A 15,873-nucleotide genomic window follows, 5' to 3' on the forward strand; every position below is an offset into this window, starting at 1 on the left:
GCTCCTACAGGGGTCGTGTGCGTGCTTCAGTCTTTCTCCAGCACCCACTGCCGTGCGCCGGCGGCCAGCTGCGGCATTTCGTCGGGCTGGGCGCGGTTCACCGCCTGGAAGATTTCCAGTGTGTCGCCGTCACGCTTGAAGATCCATGGCGCGCCACGCTGGTTGCGCTCCAGCCACAGGCTGTCATTGCCATCGCCCATGGTCGCGCAATCGCCAGCCAGGCACAGGGCGAAGCGGTCCGGCCCAGGCAGGCCGGTGATGTTGCCGGTATCGCCGAAGCGCACCATGGCCCCTTTGCCCTGGCCCTCGACGATCTTCCATTCGCCGCCCAGATACTGCTGGTACAGCGCCTTCTCGAAGCTGCCGCCCAGGGGGGCGTTGTCCGGGCTCTTGCTGCGCACGAAGGTCTGCTCATGGCCCGAAGGGTCGATTGCCTGCAGCTCGTCGCCATCGAGTTTGAGCTGTTCGCTCTGGCCACCTTCGAAGCTGACCTGCCAGTCCTTCTCGTTGGCGCTCAGGCGCCCGTCGGCGGCTTCGAAGCCGTTGCTGAAGCTGGCCTGCTGGTTCTTGACGTCGATCTTCCATTCGAACACCGGCCCGTGCTCGCCCAGCGCCTGGCGCAGGCTGGTGCCTTTGACAGCGGCATCGATGGCGGCCTGGTTGATCCAGGTGCCGTTGAAATCTTCGGGTTTGTGGCTGGCGCAGCCGCCCAGGAGCAGGGCTGCCAGCGCGAGAGGCAATGCGTGGCGCATGGTGGGGACCTTGGGGCAGGAAAGGGCGGTGACGGGCCTGGCGCCCGTCACCCGGGGCATTACTCGAGGACCAGGATGGCGTCCATCTCGACCTGCGCGCCCTTCGGCAGCGCAGCCACGCCGATGGCGGCGCGGGCCGGGTAAGGCTGCTCGAAGTAGCGGCCCATGACTTCGTTGACCTTGGCGAAGTGGCTCAGGTCGGTGAGGAAGATGTTCAGCTTGACGATGTCCTTGAACGAACCGCCGGCGGCTTCGGCGACCGACTTCAGGTTCTCGAACACCTGCACGGTCTGGGCTTCGAAGCCTTCGACCAGCTCCATGGTCTTTGGATCGAGGGGGATCTGGCCCGACATGTACACGGTGTTGCCAGCCTTGATCGCTTGCGAGTAGGTGCCGATGGCGGCAGGGGCCTTGTCGCTGGTGATGACGGTCTTGCTCATGATGACTCCTTGCGGTTGGCGGACTACGCACGCGTCCGGGTGATACGGACCACGCCGGTCAAGGTGCGCAGCTTCTTGATCACGCGGGCCAGGTGCACGCGGTCGCGCACGCTGACCACCAGTTGGACCACGCTGATACGGCCGTCGCGTTCGTCCATGCTGATTTTCTCGATGTTGCCGTCGGCGGCGTTGACGCTGCTGGCCAGCAGCGCGATCAGGCCGCGCTGGTGCTCCAGTTCGACGCGCAGTTCGACGTTGAACTCGCCGGTGATGTCCTTGGCCCAGGAGAGTTGCAGGCACTTCTCGGGGTTGTGGCGGATCTCGCTGATGTTGCGACAGTCCTCCAGGTGCACGACCATGCCTTTGCCTGCCGACAGGTGGCCGACGATCGGGTCGCCAGGAATCGGCGTGCAGCACTTGGCGTAGCTGAGTACCAGGCCTTCGGTACCGCGGATCGCCAGCGGGCCTTCCGGCGCCGGCAGTTGCTCGCCTTCGGCGGACAGCAGGCGGCGGGCGACCACGTAGGCCATGCGGTTGCCCAGGCCGATGTCTTCGAGCAGGTCCTCGACCAGTTCCAGACGGTACTCGGCGAGGATCGCCTGGATGCGCTCCTGGGGGATCTTCTCCAGGCTGCTGTCGAAGCCGGTGAGTACCTTGTTCAGCAGGCGCTCGCCAAGGCTGATGGACTCGGAGCGGCGTTGCTGCTTGAGGGCGTGGCGAATGTGCGTGCGCGCCTTGCCGGTGACCACGAAGTTGAGCCAGGCCGGATTGGGGCGCGCGCCCGGGGCGCTGACGATCTCGACGGTGGAGCCGCTCTGCAGCGGCTCGGACAACGGCGCCAGGCGACGGTTGATGCGGCAGGCGATGCAGCTGTTGCCGACATCGGTGTGCACCGCGTAGGCGAAGTCGACGGCGGTGGAGCCTTTGGGCAGCTCCATGATCCGCCCTTTCGGGGTGAAGACGTAGACCTCGTCCGGGAACAGGTCGATCTTCACGCTCTCGATGAATTCCAGCGAGTTGCCGGCGCGCTGCTGCAGCTCTAGGATGCCCTTGACCCATTGGCGAGCGCGGGCATGGCTGCCCTTGGGCTGTTCTTCCTCGTTGGACTTGTACAGCCAGTGCGCGGCGATGCCGTTGTTGGCCATCTCTTCCATTTCGCGGGTGCGGATCTGGATCTCGATGGGCACCCCGTGCATGCCGAACAGCGTGGTGTGCAACGACTGGTAGCCGTTGGCCTTGGGAATCGCGATGTAGTCCTTGAAGCGGCCCGGCAGCGGCTTGTACAGGTTGTGCACGGCGCCGAGCACGCGGTAGCAGGTGTCGACCTTGTCGACGATGATGCGGAAGGCGTACACGTCCATGATCTCGGTGAAGGCGCGGCGTTTGCCGCGCATCTTCTTGTAGATGCCATAGAGGTGCTTCTGCCGGCCGCTGACCTCGCCCTCGATGCCGTCGGCGGCCAGGCAGTTGGCCAGCGAGGTCTCGATCTTGGCGACGATTTCCTTGCGGTTGCCGCGCGCTGCCTTCACCGCCCGATGGATCAGCGACGAGCGCATCGGATGCATGGCCTTGAAGCCGAGGTCCTCGAACTCCACGCGCACGGTGTGCATCCCCAGGCGGTTGGCGATGGGGGCGTAGATCTCGAGGGTTTCCTTGGCGATGCGCCGGCGCTTTTCGCCGGACAGCACTTCCAGGGTGCGCATGTTGTGCAGGCGGTCGGCCAGCTTGACCAGGATCACGCGGATGTCGCGGGCCATGGCCATGGCCATCTTCTGGAAGTTCTCGGCCTGCGCCTCGGCCTTGGTCTCGAAGTTCATCTGGGTCAGCTTGCTGACCCCATCGACCAGCTCGGCGACGGTCTCGCCGAACTGCTGGCTCAAGGCTTCCTTGGCGATGCCGGTGTCCTCGATCACGTCGTGCAGCATGGCCGCCATCAGGCTCTGATGGTCCATGTGCATGTCGGCGAGGATGCTGGCGACCGCCAGCGGATGGGTCACGTAGGGCTCGCCGCTGCGGCGGCGCTGCCCGTCGTGGGCCTGTTCGGCGTAGAAATAGGCCCGACGAACCAGGTTGACCTGTTCGGGGCCCAGATAGGTCGACAGCCGTTCGGCGAGGGCTTCTATACCCGGCATGGTTTCACCTCTTGCTGAAGAAGAGGGCCTTGCGCCGCACGGTGTCGACTGGGCATCAATCAGACGGCCTCGTTGTTCTCGTCCTCGAACGCGGCGAATACCGGATCTTCGGTGACGATCTCTTCGGCGGCGATGAACTCTGGAGTGACGATGCCTTCGGCGATTTCACGCAGGGCGACGACGGTCGGCTTGTCGTTTTCCCACGCAACGCGTGGCTCCTTGCCGCCGGTAGCCAGCTGGCGAGCGCGCTTGGTCGAGAGCATGACCAGCTCGAAGCGGTTATCCACGTGTTCCAGGCAGTCTTCAACAGTTACGCGGGCCATGGTCTTCCTCAGTAGCAAATGCGGTAGGCGTCCAGCCCAGAATGGGCAGGCGGACTCGATAGTTTAAAAAATCACCAGCCAATAGGGAAGGGTTGTTTTGTCGGGTGCCTGTCCTGGAGGGTGCAGTGAGGGCTATTCGCGGGTAACCCCGCTCCCACAGGGACTGCACTGTTCTCTCGGCGTGCAGCGAACCCGTGGGAGTGGGGTTACCCGCGAAAAGGCCCACGTAAAGCGCCAATCCTGACGCCGACGATAACGGTTCCCGTCACCCGAAAACAACCGCCCTTGACGCGTTAACGCAACATCGCGTCGCGCAGGCGCGGGGTCAACTCCTCGAACAGCGTCTGCACCGAGCGCAAGGCGCGGCAGTCTGGTCGGGTCAGCAGCCACAATTGGGTGTCACAACCCGGCAGCGGGCCGCTGAGCGCCTCCACACCGGGCAGATCGTGGACCATGTAGTCGGGCAGCGCCGCCACGCCCAGGCCGGTGGTTACCAGCTGGGCGATGGTCGACATGCCACTGCACTGGTAGCGCGGGATCAGCCCCGGGTGGTGCTGGTTGCGCCAGACCACGGTGGCGTGGTCCTGCATGGAGTCGTCGGGAGCGATCCACGGCACGCTGGTGGCGGACTCCTGCAAGCGCTCACGCAATGCCGGCCGGCCACAGACCACGTAGGAGGTCGAGCCCAGGCAGCGGCCCACCAGATGCTCCGGCGGCGTGTTGGTCAGGCGCAGGGCGATGTCGGCATCGCGGCGGCTGAGGTTGGCGAAGGTGTTGGAGGTGCCCATCTCCAGTGACAGTGCCGGGTAGTTGGGCATGAACTCGGCCAGCGCCGGCAGCAGCAGGCTGTGCAGCACGGCTTCGGTGCAGGTCAGGCGCACGGTGCCGCTGACCACTTGCTCGCCGCTGGTCAGCGCGATGCGCGCCGCGTCCAGCGCCTGTTCGGCGCGCTCGGCCTGCTCGGCCAGGGCCTGGGCGGTGTCGGTGGGCAGGTAGCCCTTGCGGCTCTTGACGAACAGCGCGGTGCCCAGCGCCGACTCCAGTCGGCGGATCGAGCGGAACACGGTGGAAACGTCGACCTTGAGCAGTTCGGCAGCCTTGGCCAGCGAGCGGCCACGTTCCAGTGCCAGGACCAGGGCGAGGTCCGCATGGTTGATCTGATATTGCATCGATGCACGCTCTGCTTGCCGAAATGCCAATGTCTGTTGCGTTGGGGCCATTTTATAGTGGAACGGCCCCCGGGAATCAATGCAACCGGTCGGCAACCAGCCCCCAACGATGGGCCAGTGAAAAGAACAACAGCAGCACCATCGTCGCCTTCCGAGGCGTCATCCGCAGTTCCCCACATCGCCGCTCCGAATCAAAGGATGTACAGCCATGACGTCGGTCTCCCCGTGCGCCAGTTCTTCCCGCGAGATGCTTGAGTTCCTGGATGCCCATCCGGATACCCAGTACGTCGACCTGCTGATCTCCGACATGAACGGCGTGGTGCGCGGCAAGCGCATCGAGCGCGCCAGCCTGCACAAGGTGTACGAGAAGGGCATCAACCTGCCGGCCTCGCTGTTCGCCCTGGATATCAACGGCTCTACCGTCGAGAGCACCGGCCTGGGCCTGGACATCGGCGACGCTGATCGCATCTGTTTTCCGATCCCCGGCACGCTGTGCGACGAACCGTGGCAGAAGCGCCCGACCGCGCAGTTGCTGATGACCATGCACGAGCTGGACGGCGCGCCGTTCTTCGCCGACCCACGGGAAGTGCTGCGCCAGGTGGTGAGCAAGTTCGACGACCTGGGCCTGGACATCTGCGCCGCGTTCGAGCTGGAGTTCTACCTGATCGATCAGGACAACCTCAACGGTCGTCCGCAGCCGCCGCGCTCGCCCATTTCGGGCAAGCGTCCGCAGTCGACCCAGGTGTACCTGATCGACGACCTCGACGAGTACGCCGACTGCCTGCAGGACATGCTCGAAGCCGCCAAGGAGCAGGGCCTGCCGGCCGACGCGATCGTCAAGGAAAGCGCCCCGGCGCAGTTCGAGGTGAACCTGCACCACGTCGCCGACCCGATGAAGGCCTGCGACTACGCGATCCTGCTCAAGCGCCTGATCAAGAACGTCGCCTATGACCATGAAATGGACTCCACCTTCATGGCCAAGCCCTATCCGGGCCAGGCGGGCAACGGCCTGCACGTGCATATCTCGTTGCTCGACAAGAAGACCGGCAAGAACATCTTCGCTCACGAAGATCCGCTGCAAAGCGACACCCTGCGCCACGCCATCGGTGGCGTGCTGGAGACCATGCCGGCGTCGATGGCGTTCCTCTGCCCGAACATCAACTCCTATCGCCGCTTCGGCGCCCAGTTCTACGTGCCCAACGCGCCGAGCTGGGGCCTGGACAATCGCACCGTGGCGGTCCGCGTGCCGACCGACAGCAGCGAGAACGTGCGCATCGAGCACCGCGTTGCTGGTGCCGACGCCAACCCGTACCTGATGCTCGCGGCGATCCTCGCCGGCATCCACCACGGCCTGACCAACAAGGTCGAGCCGGACGCGCCGATCGAAGGCAACTCCTACGAACAGCTGGAGCAGAGCCTGCCGAACAACCTGCGCGACGCCCTGCGCGCGCTGGACGACAGCGAAGTCCTCAACCAATACATCAGCCCGGACTACATCGATATCTTCGTGGCCTGCAAGGAGAGCGAGCTGGCCGAGTTCGAAGTGTCGATCTCCGACCTCGAGTACAACTGGTACCTGCACACGGTGTAAGCCCATGAGCGCAATTGCGGTCCCCTTGATCGGTGTCAGCGCCTGCCGCCAGCAGGTGGGGAAGAACTCGTCGCACACGGTGGGCGACAAGTATGTCGAGGCCGCGGGCTTTGCCGGGCTGCCGCTGATCCTGCCGGCCCGCGATGGCGGCAGCGACACGCAGGCCCTGCTGGCCCGGCTCGATGGCATTCTTTTTACCGGTTCGCCTTCAAATGTCGAGCCGCATCATTACAATGGCGCGCCCAGCGCGGAAGGTACCCGGCACGATCTTGCCCGTGACCGGCTGACCTTGCCGCTGCTGCAGGCGGCGATTGCCGCCGGTGTGCCGGTGTTCTGCATCTGCCGTGGCTTCCAGGAGCTGAACGTGGCCCTGGGCGGCAGCCTGCACCAGCGGGTGCAGGAGCTGCCCGGCTACCTGGACCACCGTGAACCTGAGGACGCACCCCTGGAGGTGCAATACGGCCCTCGTCACCCCGTTGGCCTTGAGCCTGGCGGGTTGTTCGAGCGCCTGGGCCTGGCTGCGCAGTTCGAGGTCAACTCGCTGCACAGCCAGGGCGTCGACCGCCTGGCCCCGGGCCTGCGTGTCGAGGCACGGGCCCCGGATGGCCTGATCGAAGCGGTGTCGATGCCTGATGCGCCGGGCTTTGTACTTGGCGTGCAGTGGCACCCTGAATGGCGTTTCGCCGAAAACCCGGTCTCGCTGCGCCTGTTCGAGGCGTTCCGCGAGGCCTGCATTGCCCATGCTGCACGGGAGGGTGAGCGCCAGAAGCGCTTCTGACGTCACCCGAAAGTCTCGGATGACTCACCCCCGACAGCGAGCTTTCAATGAGTGGAAGCGGGCCCTCCACGGCGGGCCTGTGACAACAATTCCAATAGTTACGGCAAATACTCATGAGCGATTACACAGAAGCCGGACGCCCACCCGACGTGGCGTCCGACTCGGGCAACACCCCACGCAGCAAGGGCCTGGCCAAGGGCCGCCTCGGTCTGCTGGCCAGCGTCGTGCTGGGCATTTCCACCATCGCCCCGGTCTACACCCTGACCGGGGCGCTCGGCCCGACCGTGCGCGAAGTCGGCGCCCATCTGCCGGCGGTGTTCATCGTCGGCTTCCTGCCGATGCTGCTGGTGGCCCTGGGCTACCGCGAGCTGAACTCGGCGGAGCCTGACAGCGGCACGTCCTTCACCTGGTCGGCCCGCGCCTTCGGCCCGATGATCGGCTGGATCGGTGGCTGGGGCCTGGTGGTGGCCACCACCATCGTGCTGTCCAACCTGGCTGGGGTGGCGGTGGACTTCTTCTACCTGTTCCTGGCCCAGATCACCGGCAACCAGGAACTGGCGGCGCTGGCGGACAACTTGCTGGTCAACGTCACCACCTGTTGCGTGTTCATCGCCCTGGCGGTGTGGATATGTTGTCGCGGCATGGCCACTACCATGACGGTGCAGTACGGTCTGGTGGCCTTGCAGTTGCTGGTGCTGATCGGCTTTGCCTTCGCCGCGTTCGGCGAGACCACGGCGCCGCCTCCGCTGGAATTCGACTTCGCCTGGTTCAACCCGTTCGGCGTCGAGTCGTTCTCCGCCTTCGCCGCGGGTCTGTCGCTGTCGATCTTCATCTTCTGGGGCTGGGACGTGTGCCTGACCGTCAGCGAAGAGTCGGTCGGCAGTGAAGAGGTACCCGGCAAGGCCGCCACCTGGACCGTGCTGCTGATCCTCGGCCTGTACCTGCTCACCGCCATCGCCACCCTGCAGTTCGCCGGGATCAGCGAGCATGGCCTGGGCCTGGGCAATCCGCGCATCCAGGAGAACGTCTTCGCCCACCTGGCGGGCCCGGTCATGGGGCCGTTGGCGATCCTGATGTCCATCGCGGTGCTGGCCAGCACCGCCGCCTCGCTGCAGTCGACCTTCGTCTCGCCGGCGCGCACCCTGCTTGCCATGGGCTACTACGGCGCGGTGCCGCAGCGCTTCGCCAAGGTGTGCCCGCGTTCGCAGACGCCGCGCTACGCGACCATCTGCGCCGGTATTGCCGCGGGCCTGTTCTACGTGACCATGCGCACGCTGAGCGAGAACGTGCTGGCCGACACCATCACTGCCCTGGGCATGATGATCTGCTTCTACTACTCGCTGACCGCGTTCGCCTGTGTGTGGTACTTCCGCCACAGCCTGTTCGACAGCGTGCGTCACTTCTTCATGCGCGGCGTATGTCCGCTGGTGGGCGGGGCGATCCTGTCGGTGATCTTCGTGCGCACCGCCATCGACAGCGCTTCGCCGGACTTCGGCAGCGGCTCGCATGTGGGCGGGCTGGGGCTGGTGTTCGTGATCGCGGCGATCATCTCGGCACTGGGGATCGTGCTGATGATGCTGTCGCGGCTGCGAGCGCCGGCGTATTTCCTCGGGGCTACCCTGCGTCAGCAGGCGACCATTCAGTTGCAGGACTAATGCATGGGGGCGCTTTGCGCCCCTATCGCGACACAAGGCCGCTCCCACAGGCGATCGCGTCAGTCCATATTGACGCGATCCCTTGTGGGAGCGGCCTCGTATCGCGAAAGGGCCTCGAAGAGGCCCCCGGCGGTCTTCAGCCGATCAGCTGCTTGAGCAACTCACCATGCCGCGCCTGCTGTTTCTTCAGCAACAGGCGATTTGAGGCGAATACCGCCTTCATTTCTTCCAGCGCCACGTCGAAGTCATCGTTGATGATGACGTACTCATACTCGTCGTAGTGCACCATCTCGCTGACCGCTTCCTTCATGCGCCCGGCGATGATTTCCTCGCTGTCCTGGCCGCGACCGTCCAGACGCTGGCGCAGAGCCTCCTGGCTAGGCGGCAGGATGAAGATCGAACGCGCCTCGGGCATCAGCTTGCGCACCTGCTGGGCACCCTGCCAGTCGATCTCGAGGATCAGGTCGTAGCCCTGGTCGAGGGTTTCCTGCAGGGCGCTGCGCGAGGTGCCGTAGAAGTTGCCGAACACCTCGGCGTGTTCGACGAAGTCGCCCTTGGTGATCAGCGCCTTGAATTCTTCGTGGGCGACGAAGTGATAGTTCACTCCGTGTTCTTCGCCCGGACGCATGGCGCGAGTGGTGTGGGAAACCGAGACGCGGACGTTCGGGTCGTCCTTGCGCAGTGCCGTGACCAGGCTGGTCTTGCCGGCGCCGGACGGGGCCGAGACGATGTAGAGGGTGCCGCTGCTGTGATTCATGGTAGGGGTGGCCTTACTCGATGTTCTGTACTTGTTCACGCATCTGCTCGATCAGCACCTTCAGGTTGACCGCCGCTTGCGTGCTGCGTGGGTCGAAGGCCTTGGAGCCGAGGGTGTTGGCTTCGCGGTTGAGCTCCTGCATCAGGAAGTCCAGGCGTCGACCGGCGGCGCCGCCGGACTTGAGCACCCGGCGCACTTCGGTGACGTGGGTGCTGAGGCGGTCCAGCTCTTCGGCGACGTCGCTCTTCTGCGCCAGCAGGACCATTTCCTGCTCCAGGCGCTGCGGGTCGAGCTCGGCCTGCATGTCGCCGAAGCGGTCGAGGATCTTCTGCCTTTGCGCGGCCAGCATCTGCGGCACCAGGGCGCGCAGGGTGGCCACTTCGCCCGCCATGCTGTCCAGGCGCTCGTTGATCAGCCGGGCCAATTCGGCACCTTCGCGCTGACGGCCTGCCTTGAGCTCGCTCAGGGCGTCGTTGAACAGGGCAACGGCTTCGGCGTTGAGCGCCTGCGGATCCGTCGCGTCAGCCACCAGCACGCCCGGCCAGGCCAGCACCTCCAGCGGGTTGAGCGGTGCCGGCTGCTTGATCAGGCTGGCGACGGTCTCGGCGGCGGCGACCAGCTGCGCGGCACGCTCGCGATCGACCTGCAGTGGCTTGCCGGTGCTGTCCTCGCTCAGGCGCAGGGTGCATTCGACCTTGCCACGGGACAGGCCTTGGCGCAGGCCTTCACGCACGGCACCTTCGAGGTCGCGCAGGGCTTCGGGCAGGCGCAGATGGGGTTCGAGATAGCGGTGGTTGACCGAGCGCAGCTCCCAGATCAGGGTGCCTTGGCTGCCAGCGCGCTCGACACGAGCAAAAGCGGTCATGCTATGCACCATGGGGAGTACCTCGCGTAATCAGGTGAACGGGGAGCCTGTCGGCTGCAAGGCGCAGGATTGTAGCGCAGTGCGGCCCAGGCGCCCAATCCACCCATGCTACCGGCCCATCTGCAGCCCGTAGGAAAAGGCGACAGGCTGCGCGACCGCGACGACAGGCGTGCCTTCGCCGGGCTGCGGGCCCTATAATGCTCGGCAGATTCAAAGTCCCGGTACAGGTATCCCAGATGAAACGTCCAAGTGGTCGCGCCGCCGATCAGCTCCGCTCGATCCGCATTACCCGCAACTACACCAAGCACGCCGAGGGATCGGTACTGGTCGAGTTCGGTGACACCAAAGTCATCTGCACGGTCAGCGTCGAGAATGGTGTCCCCCGCTTCCTCAAAGGTCAGGGCCAAGGCTGGCTGACTGCCGAATACGGCATGCTGCCGCGCTCCACCGGCGAGCGTAACCAGCGTGAAGCCAGCCGCGGCAAGCAAGGTGGCCGCACCCTCGAGATCCAACGCCTGATTGGCCGTTCCCTGCGCGCCGCGCTGGACATGAGCAAGCTCGGCGACATCACCCTGTACGTCGACTGCGACGTGATTCAGGCCGATGGCGGCACCCGTACCGCCTCGATCACCGGCGCGATGGTCGCCCTGTGCGACGCGCTGGCGGTGATCAAGAAGCGTGGCGGCCTGAAGGGCGGCAACCCGCTCAAGCACATGATCGCCGCCGTGTCGGTGGGAATGTACCAGGGCGAGGCCGTGCTCGACCTCGATTACCTCGAGGACTCCGCCGCCGAGACCGACCTCAACGTGGTCATGACCAGCGCCGGTGGCTTCATCGAAGTGCAGGGCACCGCCGAAGGCGCGCCATTCCAGCCTGAAGACTTCAACGCCATGCTGGCGCTGGCGCAAAAAGGCATGGGCGAGATCTTCGAGCTGCAGCAGGCCGCGCTCGCCGACTGACAGCACGCCAGGGAGGTGCGGAACATGAACGATGTCCGGCAGTGGGCGATGTTCTGCCACCTCTCGGCGCTGCTCGGGCTGGTGCTGCCGCTCGGGCATCTGCTCGGTCCGCTGGTGCTGTGGCACCTTAAGCGCGAGCAGGATCCTTTCATCGATGCCCAGGGCAAGGAGGCGCTGAACTTTCAGATCAGCGTGACCATTGCCGGGTTCGTCTGCTTCCTGCTGATGTTCGTGGTCATCGGGATCGTGCTGTTCGCCGCGCTGATGGTGGCAGTGCTGATCCTGATCATCCTGGCGGCGGTGAGGGCCAATGAAGGGAAGCCGTATCGGTACCCCTGGATCTGGCGGCCGATCAGATAAGCATGAAAAAGCCGACCTGATGGTCGGCTTTTTTGTGCGTGCCATCCTCAGATGGTCAGCGTCCAGTCGTAGTCCACGATCAATGGCGCGTGCTGGGAGAAGCGCGGCTGACGCGGCAGGCGGGCGTTGCGCACGAAGCGGCGCAGGCCAGGGGTAAGGATCTGGTAGTCGAACCGGTAGCCCAGGTTGAGCATCTCGGCCTGCTCGTTGTCCGGCCACCAGCTGTACTGGTCGCCTTCACGGCTGACTTCACGCAGCGCGTCGACATAGCCCATGTCGCCGGTGATCGCATCCATCCAGGCGCGCTCAGGGGGCAGGAAACCAACCGCCTGCTGGCTGTCACGCCAGTTCTTGATATCGAGCTTCTGCTGCGCCACGTAGAACGAACCGCAGTAGATGTACTCGCGGCGCTTGCGACGTTGCTTGTCCAGGTACTTGGCGAAGTCGTCCATCAACTTGAACTTCTGGTTCAAGTCTTCGTCGCCGTTCATGCCCGAAGGCAGCAACAGGCTGGCAATACTGACTTTGTCGAAATCTGCTTGCAGATAACGCCCGTAGCGATCGGCTGTCTCGAAGCCCAGGCCGGTGATGACTGCCTTGGGCTGCATGCGCGAGTACAGTGCCACGCCACCTTGGGTGGGCACCTCCGCATCGCAGGCGTAAAGGAAATAGCCATCGAGCTGGAAAGCTGGGTCGTCGAGTTCAAAGGCCGAGGCGCGGGTATCCTGAAGGCAGATGACGTCGGCATTCTGGGCTTGCAACCAGCTGAGCAATCCACGCTCGGCCGCAGCCTGAATGCCATTTACGTTCACACTGATGATCCGCATAAATGGCCCCAAAAATCTCGTGCGTGTATGATACCCGAGCTCAACACATTTAGCTAAATCCGTGGTGTCCGGGACCTTTCATGCAGCCGTATCAGCGCGACTTCATCCGTTTTGCCATCGATCGCGGCGTTCTGCGCTTCGGTGAATTCACCCTGAAATCGGGACGTACCAGCCCGTATTTCTTCAATGCCGGCCTGTTCAACACAGGCTCCGCGCTGGCCCAGCTGGGGCGTTGCTACGCCGCGGCGATCGTCGACAGCAAGATCCCGTTCGACGTCCTGTTCGGCCCGGCCTACAAAGGCATTCCCCTGGCGGCGGCCACTGCCGTGGCCCTCGCCGAGCAGCACCAGCTCGACGTGCCATGGTGCTTCAACCGCAAGGAAGCCAAGGATCACGGTGAAGGCGGCAGCCTGGTCGGCGCTCCGCTGGCCGGCGACGTGCTGATCATCGACGACGTGATCACCGCCGGTACCGCCATCCGCGAGGTCATGCAGATCATCAACGCCCAGCAGGCCAAGGCCGCCGGCGTGCTGATCGCGCTGAACCGCGAGGAGCGTGGCAATGGCGAGCTGTCGGCGATCCAGGAAGTCGAGCGCGACTTCGCTATCCCGGTGGTGAGCATCGTCTCGCTGACCCAGGTGCTGGAGTTCCTGGCCGACGATCCTCAGCTCAAGCAGCATCTGCCGGCGGTCGAGGCGTATCGCGCTCAGTACGGGATCTGATTCCGGCTCGACAATGAAAAAGGCGACCTTCGCAGGAAGGTCGCCTTTTTTGTGTCGCTGTTCCGGCCTCTTCGCGGGCTTGTCCGCGAAGAGGCCAGTGCAGGTTGTCAGTGCCGCTTGCGGTTGGTGATCAGTGTGCCCACGCCGCTGTCGGTGAAGATCTCCAGCAGTACGGCATTCGGCACGCGACCGTCGATGATGTGCGAGCTGTTGACGCCACCCTGGACCGCATCCAGCGCGCATTTGATCTTCGGCAGCATGCCGCCGTAGATGGTGCCGTCGGCGATCAGTTCGTTGACCTGCTCGGTGGTCAGCCCGGTGAGCACCTCGCCCTGCTTGTCCATCAGGCCGGCGATATTGGTCAGCAGCATCAGCTTCTCGGCCTTCAGTGCCTCGGCCACCTTGCCGGCCACCAGGTCGGCGTTGATGTTGTAGGACTCGCCATTGGCGCCTACGCCGATCGGTGCGATCACTGGAATGAAGTCACCCTTGACCAGCATGTTCAGCAGGTCGGTGTTGACGCTCACGACTTCGCCCACGTGGCCGATGTCGATGATTTCCGGGGTGGTCATCTCCGGGGTCTGGCGGGTGACGGTCAGCTTCTTGGCGCGGATCAGTTCCGCGTCCTTGCCGGTCAGGCCGATGGCGCTGCCGCCGTGGCGGTTGATCAGGTTGACGATGTCCTTGTTCACCTGGCCACCGAGGACCATCTCCACTACATCCATGGTCGCCGCGTCGGTGACGCGCATGCCGTCGATGAAGTGGCTCTCGATCGACAGGCGCTTGAGCAGGTCGCCGATCTGCGGGCCGCCACCATGCACGACCACCGGGTTGATGCCCACGGCCTTCATCAGCACGATGTCACGGGCGAAGCCGGTCTTGAGCTCTTCGCTCTCCATCGCGTTGCCGCCGTACTTGATCACCAGAGTCTTGCCGACGAAGCGGCGAATGTAAGGCAGTGCTTCGGACAAAACCTCGGCTACATGGGAAGCGGCATCGCGATCGAGGGTCATGCAGGGCTCCAGGTAAGGAACGGATAGTCGTCAGAACGGCAGTTGCAGGCCTGGTTGGACCCGCAGCAACTGCGTGCGGAATACAGCCTTGATTCGGTCGAGTTCTGCCGCGCTGTCGGCCTCGAAGCGCAGTACCAGCACCGGCGTGGTGTTGGAAGCACGGACCAGGCCCCAGCCGTGGGGATAGTCGACCCGCACACCGTCGATGGTGGTCAGGTTGGCGTCGCCCCAGTCGGCGTTGCGTTGCAGAGCATCAATGATGCTGAATTTACCCTCGTCGGTCACATCAATGTTGATTTCCGGCGTGGAAATATCATTGGGGAACGCGGCGAACAGGCTTTCGGCGTCCTGCCCGGCCTTGCTGAGGATCTCCAGCAGGCGCGCGGCGCTGTAGATGCCGTCGTCGAAGCCGTACCAGCGCTCCTTGATGAAGATGTGGCCGCTCATCTCGCCGGCGAGCAAGGAGCCGGTCTGCTTCATCTTCTTCTTGATCAACGAGTGGCCAGTCTTCCACATTAGCGCACGGCCACCGTGCTGTTCGATCAGCGGGGTCAGGCGGCGAGTGCACTTGACGTCGAAGATGATCTCGGCGCCCGGGTTGCGCGACAGCACGTCCTGGGCGAACAGCATCAGCAGGCGGTCGGGGTAGACGATGCTGCCGGTGTTGGTCACCACGCCGACGCGGTCGCCGTCGCCGTCGAAGGCCAGGCCGATATCGGCGCCGGTCTCTTTCACCTTGGCGATCAGGTCTTCCAGGTTCTCTGGCTTGCCCGGGTCCGGGTGGTGGTTGGGGAAGTTGCCGTCGACCTCGCAGAACAGTGGGATCACGTCGCAACCCAGGGCTTCGATCAGTTGCGGAGCGACCACGCCGGCGGCGCCGTTGCCGCAGTCCACCACCACTTTCAGGCGCTTGGCCAGTTTCACGTCGTCGGTGATCTGCTGGAAGTAGCGGTCGAGGATCTCGACTTTTTCCACACGCCCTTCGCCACGGCTCAGGTCGTTGGTCTTCAGGCGGGTCAGCAGGGCCTGGATCTGTTCGTTGGCCAGGGTGTCGCCAGCGATGACGATCTTGAAACCGTTGTAGTCCGAAGGGTTGTGGCTGCCGGTGAGCATCACCCCCGACTTGCCGGCCAGCACGTTGGCGGCGTAGTACAGTGCGGGAGTCGGTACCAGGCCTACGTCGCTGACCTGGCAGCCGGCGTCGACCAGGCCCTTGATCAGTTGCTCGACCAGCATCGGGCCGGACAGGCGGCCATCGCGGCCGACCGAAATCTGCGGCTCGCCCTGGGCGAGGGTCTGGGCGCCGATGGCGCGGCCGATCCAGTAGGCGGTTTCGGCGTGCAGGTTCTTGCCGACCACGCCGCGAATGTCATAGGCGCGGAAGATGCTGTCGGGCAGTGCGGGGACCAGGTGGGCCATGTCGTTCATCTCTGGGGACTCCATAAGTCAAAGGCTTCTGGGCAGGCGCAAACTGAACGCTTGGACGGCGGTTTCGCCAGAGAGTTCGCCATCCATGGCCCGAACGGTCCG

15 protein-coding genes and 1 pseudogene are annotated in these 15,873 nt (G+C 64.4%); 6 read left to right on the forward strand and 10 right to left on the reverse strand.

Going from position 1 to position 15,873, the window contains the following annotated elements; all coding sequences use genetic code 11:
- Positions 1-26: 26 nt before the first annotated feature.
- From N7422_RS24835 to N7422_RS24855, 5 genes are all read right to left on the reverse strand, one after another.
- The gene (locus N7422_RS24835; RefSeq protein WP_279809000.1) at positions 27-752 is read right to left on the reverse strand and encodes a hypothetical protein; all 726 of its coding nucleotides are present in this window, start codon (positions 750-752) and stop codon (positions 27-29) included.
- 59 nt (positions 753-811) lie between these two features.
- Complete coding sequence (locus tag N7422_RS24840) at positions 812-1,192, reverse strand: RidA family protein (protein WP_110991989.1); 381 nt, start codon at positions 1,190-1,192, stop codon at positions 812-814.
- 23 nt (positions 1,193-1,215) lie between these two features.
- Positions 1,216-3,324 carry a bifunctional GTP diphosphokinase/guanosine-3',5'-bis pyrophosphate 3'-pyrophosphohydrolase gene (gene spoT, locus N7422_RS24845; RefSeq protein ID WP_279809001.1) on the reverse strand — a complete coding sequence of 703 codons (2,109 nt, stop codon included), beginning with the start codon at positions 3,322-3,324 and terminating at the stop codon, positions 1,216-1,218.
- Between the two features lie 59 nt (positions 3,325-3,383).
- Complete coding sequence (gene rpoZ / locus N7422_RS24850) at positions 3,384-3,647, reverse strand: DNA-directed RNA polymerase subunit omega (RefSeq protein WP_008091595.1); 264 nt, start codon at positions 3,645-3,647, stop codon at positions 3,384-3,386.
- Positions 3,648-3,940: 293 nt separating this feature from the next.
- Entirely contained in the window at positions 3,941-4,816 is an 876-nt protein-coding gene (locus tag N7422_RS24855) for a LysR family transcriptional regulator (protein ID WP_279809002.1), read from the reverse strand.
- A 208-nt stretch (positions 4,817-5,024) separates the two neighbouring features.
- Between N7422_RS24855 and N7422_RS24860 the strand changes: the two genes are divergently transcribed.
- The 3 genes from N7422_RS24860 (at position 5,025) to N7422_RS24870 (ending at position 8,840) form a co-directional block, all read left to right on the forward strand.
- Entirely contained in the window at positions 5,025-6,407 is a 1,383-nt protein-coding gene (locus N7422_RS24860) for a glutamine synthetase family protein (protein ID WP_279809003.1), read from the forward strand.
- Between the two features lie 4 nt (positions 6,408-6,411).
- Positions 6,412-7,185, forward strand: coding sequence for a gamma-glutamyl-gamma-aminobutyrate hydrolase family protein (locus N7422_RS24865; protein ID WP_279809004.1), 774 nt, complete (start codon positions 6,412-6,414; stop codon positions 7,183-7,185).
- Positions 7,186-7,298: 113 nt separating this feature from the next.
- Positions 7,299-8,840, forward strand: a complete 1,542-nt coding sequence (locus tag N7422_RS24870; protein ID WP_279809005.1) for an APC family permease — start codon at positions 7,299-7,301, stop codon at positions 8,838-8,840.
- 136 nt (positions 8,841-8,976) lie between these two features.
- On the opposite strand, the gene gmk is transcribed toward N7422_RS24870, so the two are convergent.
- Complete coding sequence (gene gmk, locus N7422_RS24875; protein WP_279809006.1) at positions 8,977-9,597, reverse strand: guanylate kinase; 621 nt, start codon at positions 9,595-9,597, stop codon at positions 8,977-8,979.
- A 13-nt stretch (positions 9,598-9,610) separates the two neighbouring features.
- Positions 9,611-10,474: a YicC/YloC family endoribonuclease gene (locus N7422_RS24880; protein WP_279809007.1), complete on the reverse strand. Its 864-nt coding sequence runs from the start codon at positions 10,472-10,474 to the stop codon at positions 9,611-9,613.
- A gap of 224 nt (positions 10,475-10,698) precedes the next feature.
- Here N7422_RS24880 and rph point away from each other — a divergent pair, with 224 nt between their 5' ends.
- Both rph and N7422_RS24890 read left to right on the forward strand, forming a co-directional pair.
- The gene (gene rph, locus N7422_RS24885) at positions 10,699-11,421 is read left to right on the forward strand and encodes a ribonuclease PH (protein WP_011536403.1); all 723 of its coding nucleotides are present in this window, start codon (positions 10,699-10,701) and stop codon (positions 11,419-11,421) included.
- 24 nt (positions 11,422-11,445) lie between these two features.
- Positions 11,446-11,781, forward strand: coding sequence for a DUF4870 domain-containing protein (locus tag N7422_RS24890; protein ID WP_279809008.1), 336 nt, complete (start codon positions 11,446-11,448; stop codon positions 11,779-11,781).
- 47 nt (positions 11,782-11,828) lie between these two features.
- Here the strand turns inward: N7422_RS24890 and N7422_RS24895 are convergent, their stop codons facing one another.
- Complete coding sequence (locus N7422_RS24895) at positions 11,829-12,608, reverse strand: exodeoxyribonuclease III (RefSeq protein WP_186653056.1); 780 nt, start codon at positions 12,606-12,608, stop codon at positions 11,829-11,831.
- 80 nt (positions 12,609-12,688) lie between these two features.
- On the opposite strand from N7422_RS24895, the gene pyrE reads away from it, so the two are divergent.
- Entirely contained in the window at positions 12,689-13,330 is a 642-nt protein-coding gene (gene pyrE, locus N7422_RS24900; RefSeq protein WP_217851740.1) for an orotate phosphoribosyltransferase, read from the forward strand.
- 107 nt (positions 13,331-13,437) lie between these two features.
- On the opposite strand, the gene argB is transcribed toward pyrE, so the two are convergent.
- Entirely contained in the window at positions 13,438-14,343 is a 906-nt protein-coding gene (gene argB, locus N7422_RS24905) for an acetylglutamate kinase (RefSeq protein ID WP_240066711.1), read from the reverse strand.
- Between the two features lie 30 nt (positions 14,344-14,373).
- A pseudogene (locus N7422_RS24910) lies at positions 14,374-15,741 on the reverse strand (phosphomannomutase/phosphoglucomutase); the annotation flags it as partial.
- Positions 15,742-15,873: the final 132 nt, after the last annotated feature.

The sequence above is a fragment of the Pseudomonas sp. GD04091 genome (assembly GCF_029836165.1).
In the GTDB taxonomy this organism is placed as follows: domain Bacteria; phylum Pseudomonadota; class Gammaproteobacteria; order Pseudomonadales; family Pseudomonadaceae; genus Aquipseudomonas.

What these genes read in the sequence shown, in the direction of transcription:
- gmk (WP_279809006.1), bottom strand. Translation starts at nt 9,597, where the DNA reads ATGAATCACAGCAGCGGCACCCTCTACATCGTCTCGGCCCCGTCCGGC.
- N7422_RS24865 (WP_279809004.1), top strand. Translation starts at nt 6,412, where the DNA reads ATGAGCGCAATTGCGGTCCCCTTGATCGGTGTCAGCGCCTGCCGCCAG.
- N7422_RS24835 (WP_279809000.1), bottom strand. Translation starts at nt 752, where the DNA reads ATGCGCCACGCATTGCCTCTCGCGCTGGCAGCCCTGCTCCTGGGCGGC.
- rpoZ (WP_008091595.1), bottom strand. Translation starts at nt 3,647, where the DNA reads ATGGCCCGCGTAACTGTTGAAGACTGCCTGGAACACGTGGATAACCGC.
- pyrE (WP_217851740.1), top strand. Translation starts at nt 12,689, where the DNA reads ATGCAGCCGTATCAGCGCGACTTCATCCGTTTTGCCATCGATCGCGGC.
- rph (WP_011536403.1), top strand. Translation starts at nt 10,699, where the DNA reads ATGAAACGTCCAAGTGGTCGCGCCGCCGATCAGCTCCGCTCGATCCGC.
- N7422_RS24880 (WP_279809007.1), bottom strand. Translation starts at nt 10,474, where the DNA reads ATGGTGCATAGCATGACCGCTTTTGCTCGTGTCGAGCGCGCTGGCAGC.
- N7422_RS24855 (WP_279809002.1), bottom strand. Translation starts at nt 4,816, where the DNA reads ATGCAATATCAGATCAACCATGCGGACCTCGCCCTGGTCCTGGCACTG.
- N7422_RS24870 (WP_279809005.1), top strand. Translation starts at nt 7,299, where the DNA reads ATGAGCGATTACACAGAAGCCGGACGCCCACCCGACGTGGCGTCCGAC.
- argB (WP_240066711.1), bottom strand. Translation starts at nt 14,343, where the DNA reads ATGACCCTCGATCGCGATGCCGCTTCCCATGTAGCCGAGGTTTTGTCC.
- N7422_RS24895 (WP_186653056.1), bottom strand. Translation starts at nt 12,608, where the DNA reads ATGCGGATCATCAGTGTGAACGTAAATGGCATTCAGGCTGCGGCCGAG.
- N7422_RS24840 (WP_110991989.1), bottom strand. Translation starts at nt 1,192, where the DNA reads ATGAGCAAGACCGTCATCACCAGCGACAAGGCCCCTGCCGCCATCGGC.
- N7422_RS24890 (WP_279809008.1), top strand. Translation starts at nt 11,446, where the DNA reads ATGAACGATGTCCGGCAGTGGGCGATGTTCTGCCACCTCTCGGCGCTG.
- N7422_RS24860 (WP_279809003.1), top strand. Translation starts at nt 5,025, where the DNA reads ATGACGTCGGTCTCCCCGTGCGCCAGTTCTTCCCGCGAGATGCTTGAG.
- spoT (WP_279809001.1), bottom strand. Translation starts at nt 3,324, where the DNA reads ATGCCGGGTATAGAAGCCCTCGCCGAACGGCTGTCGACCTATCTGGGC.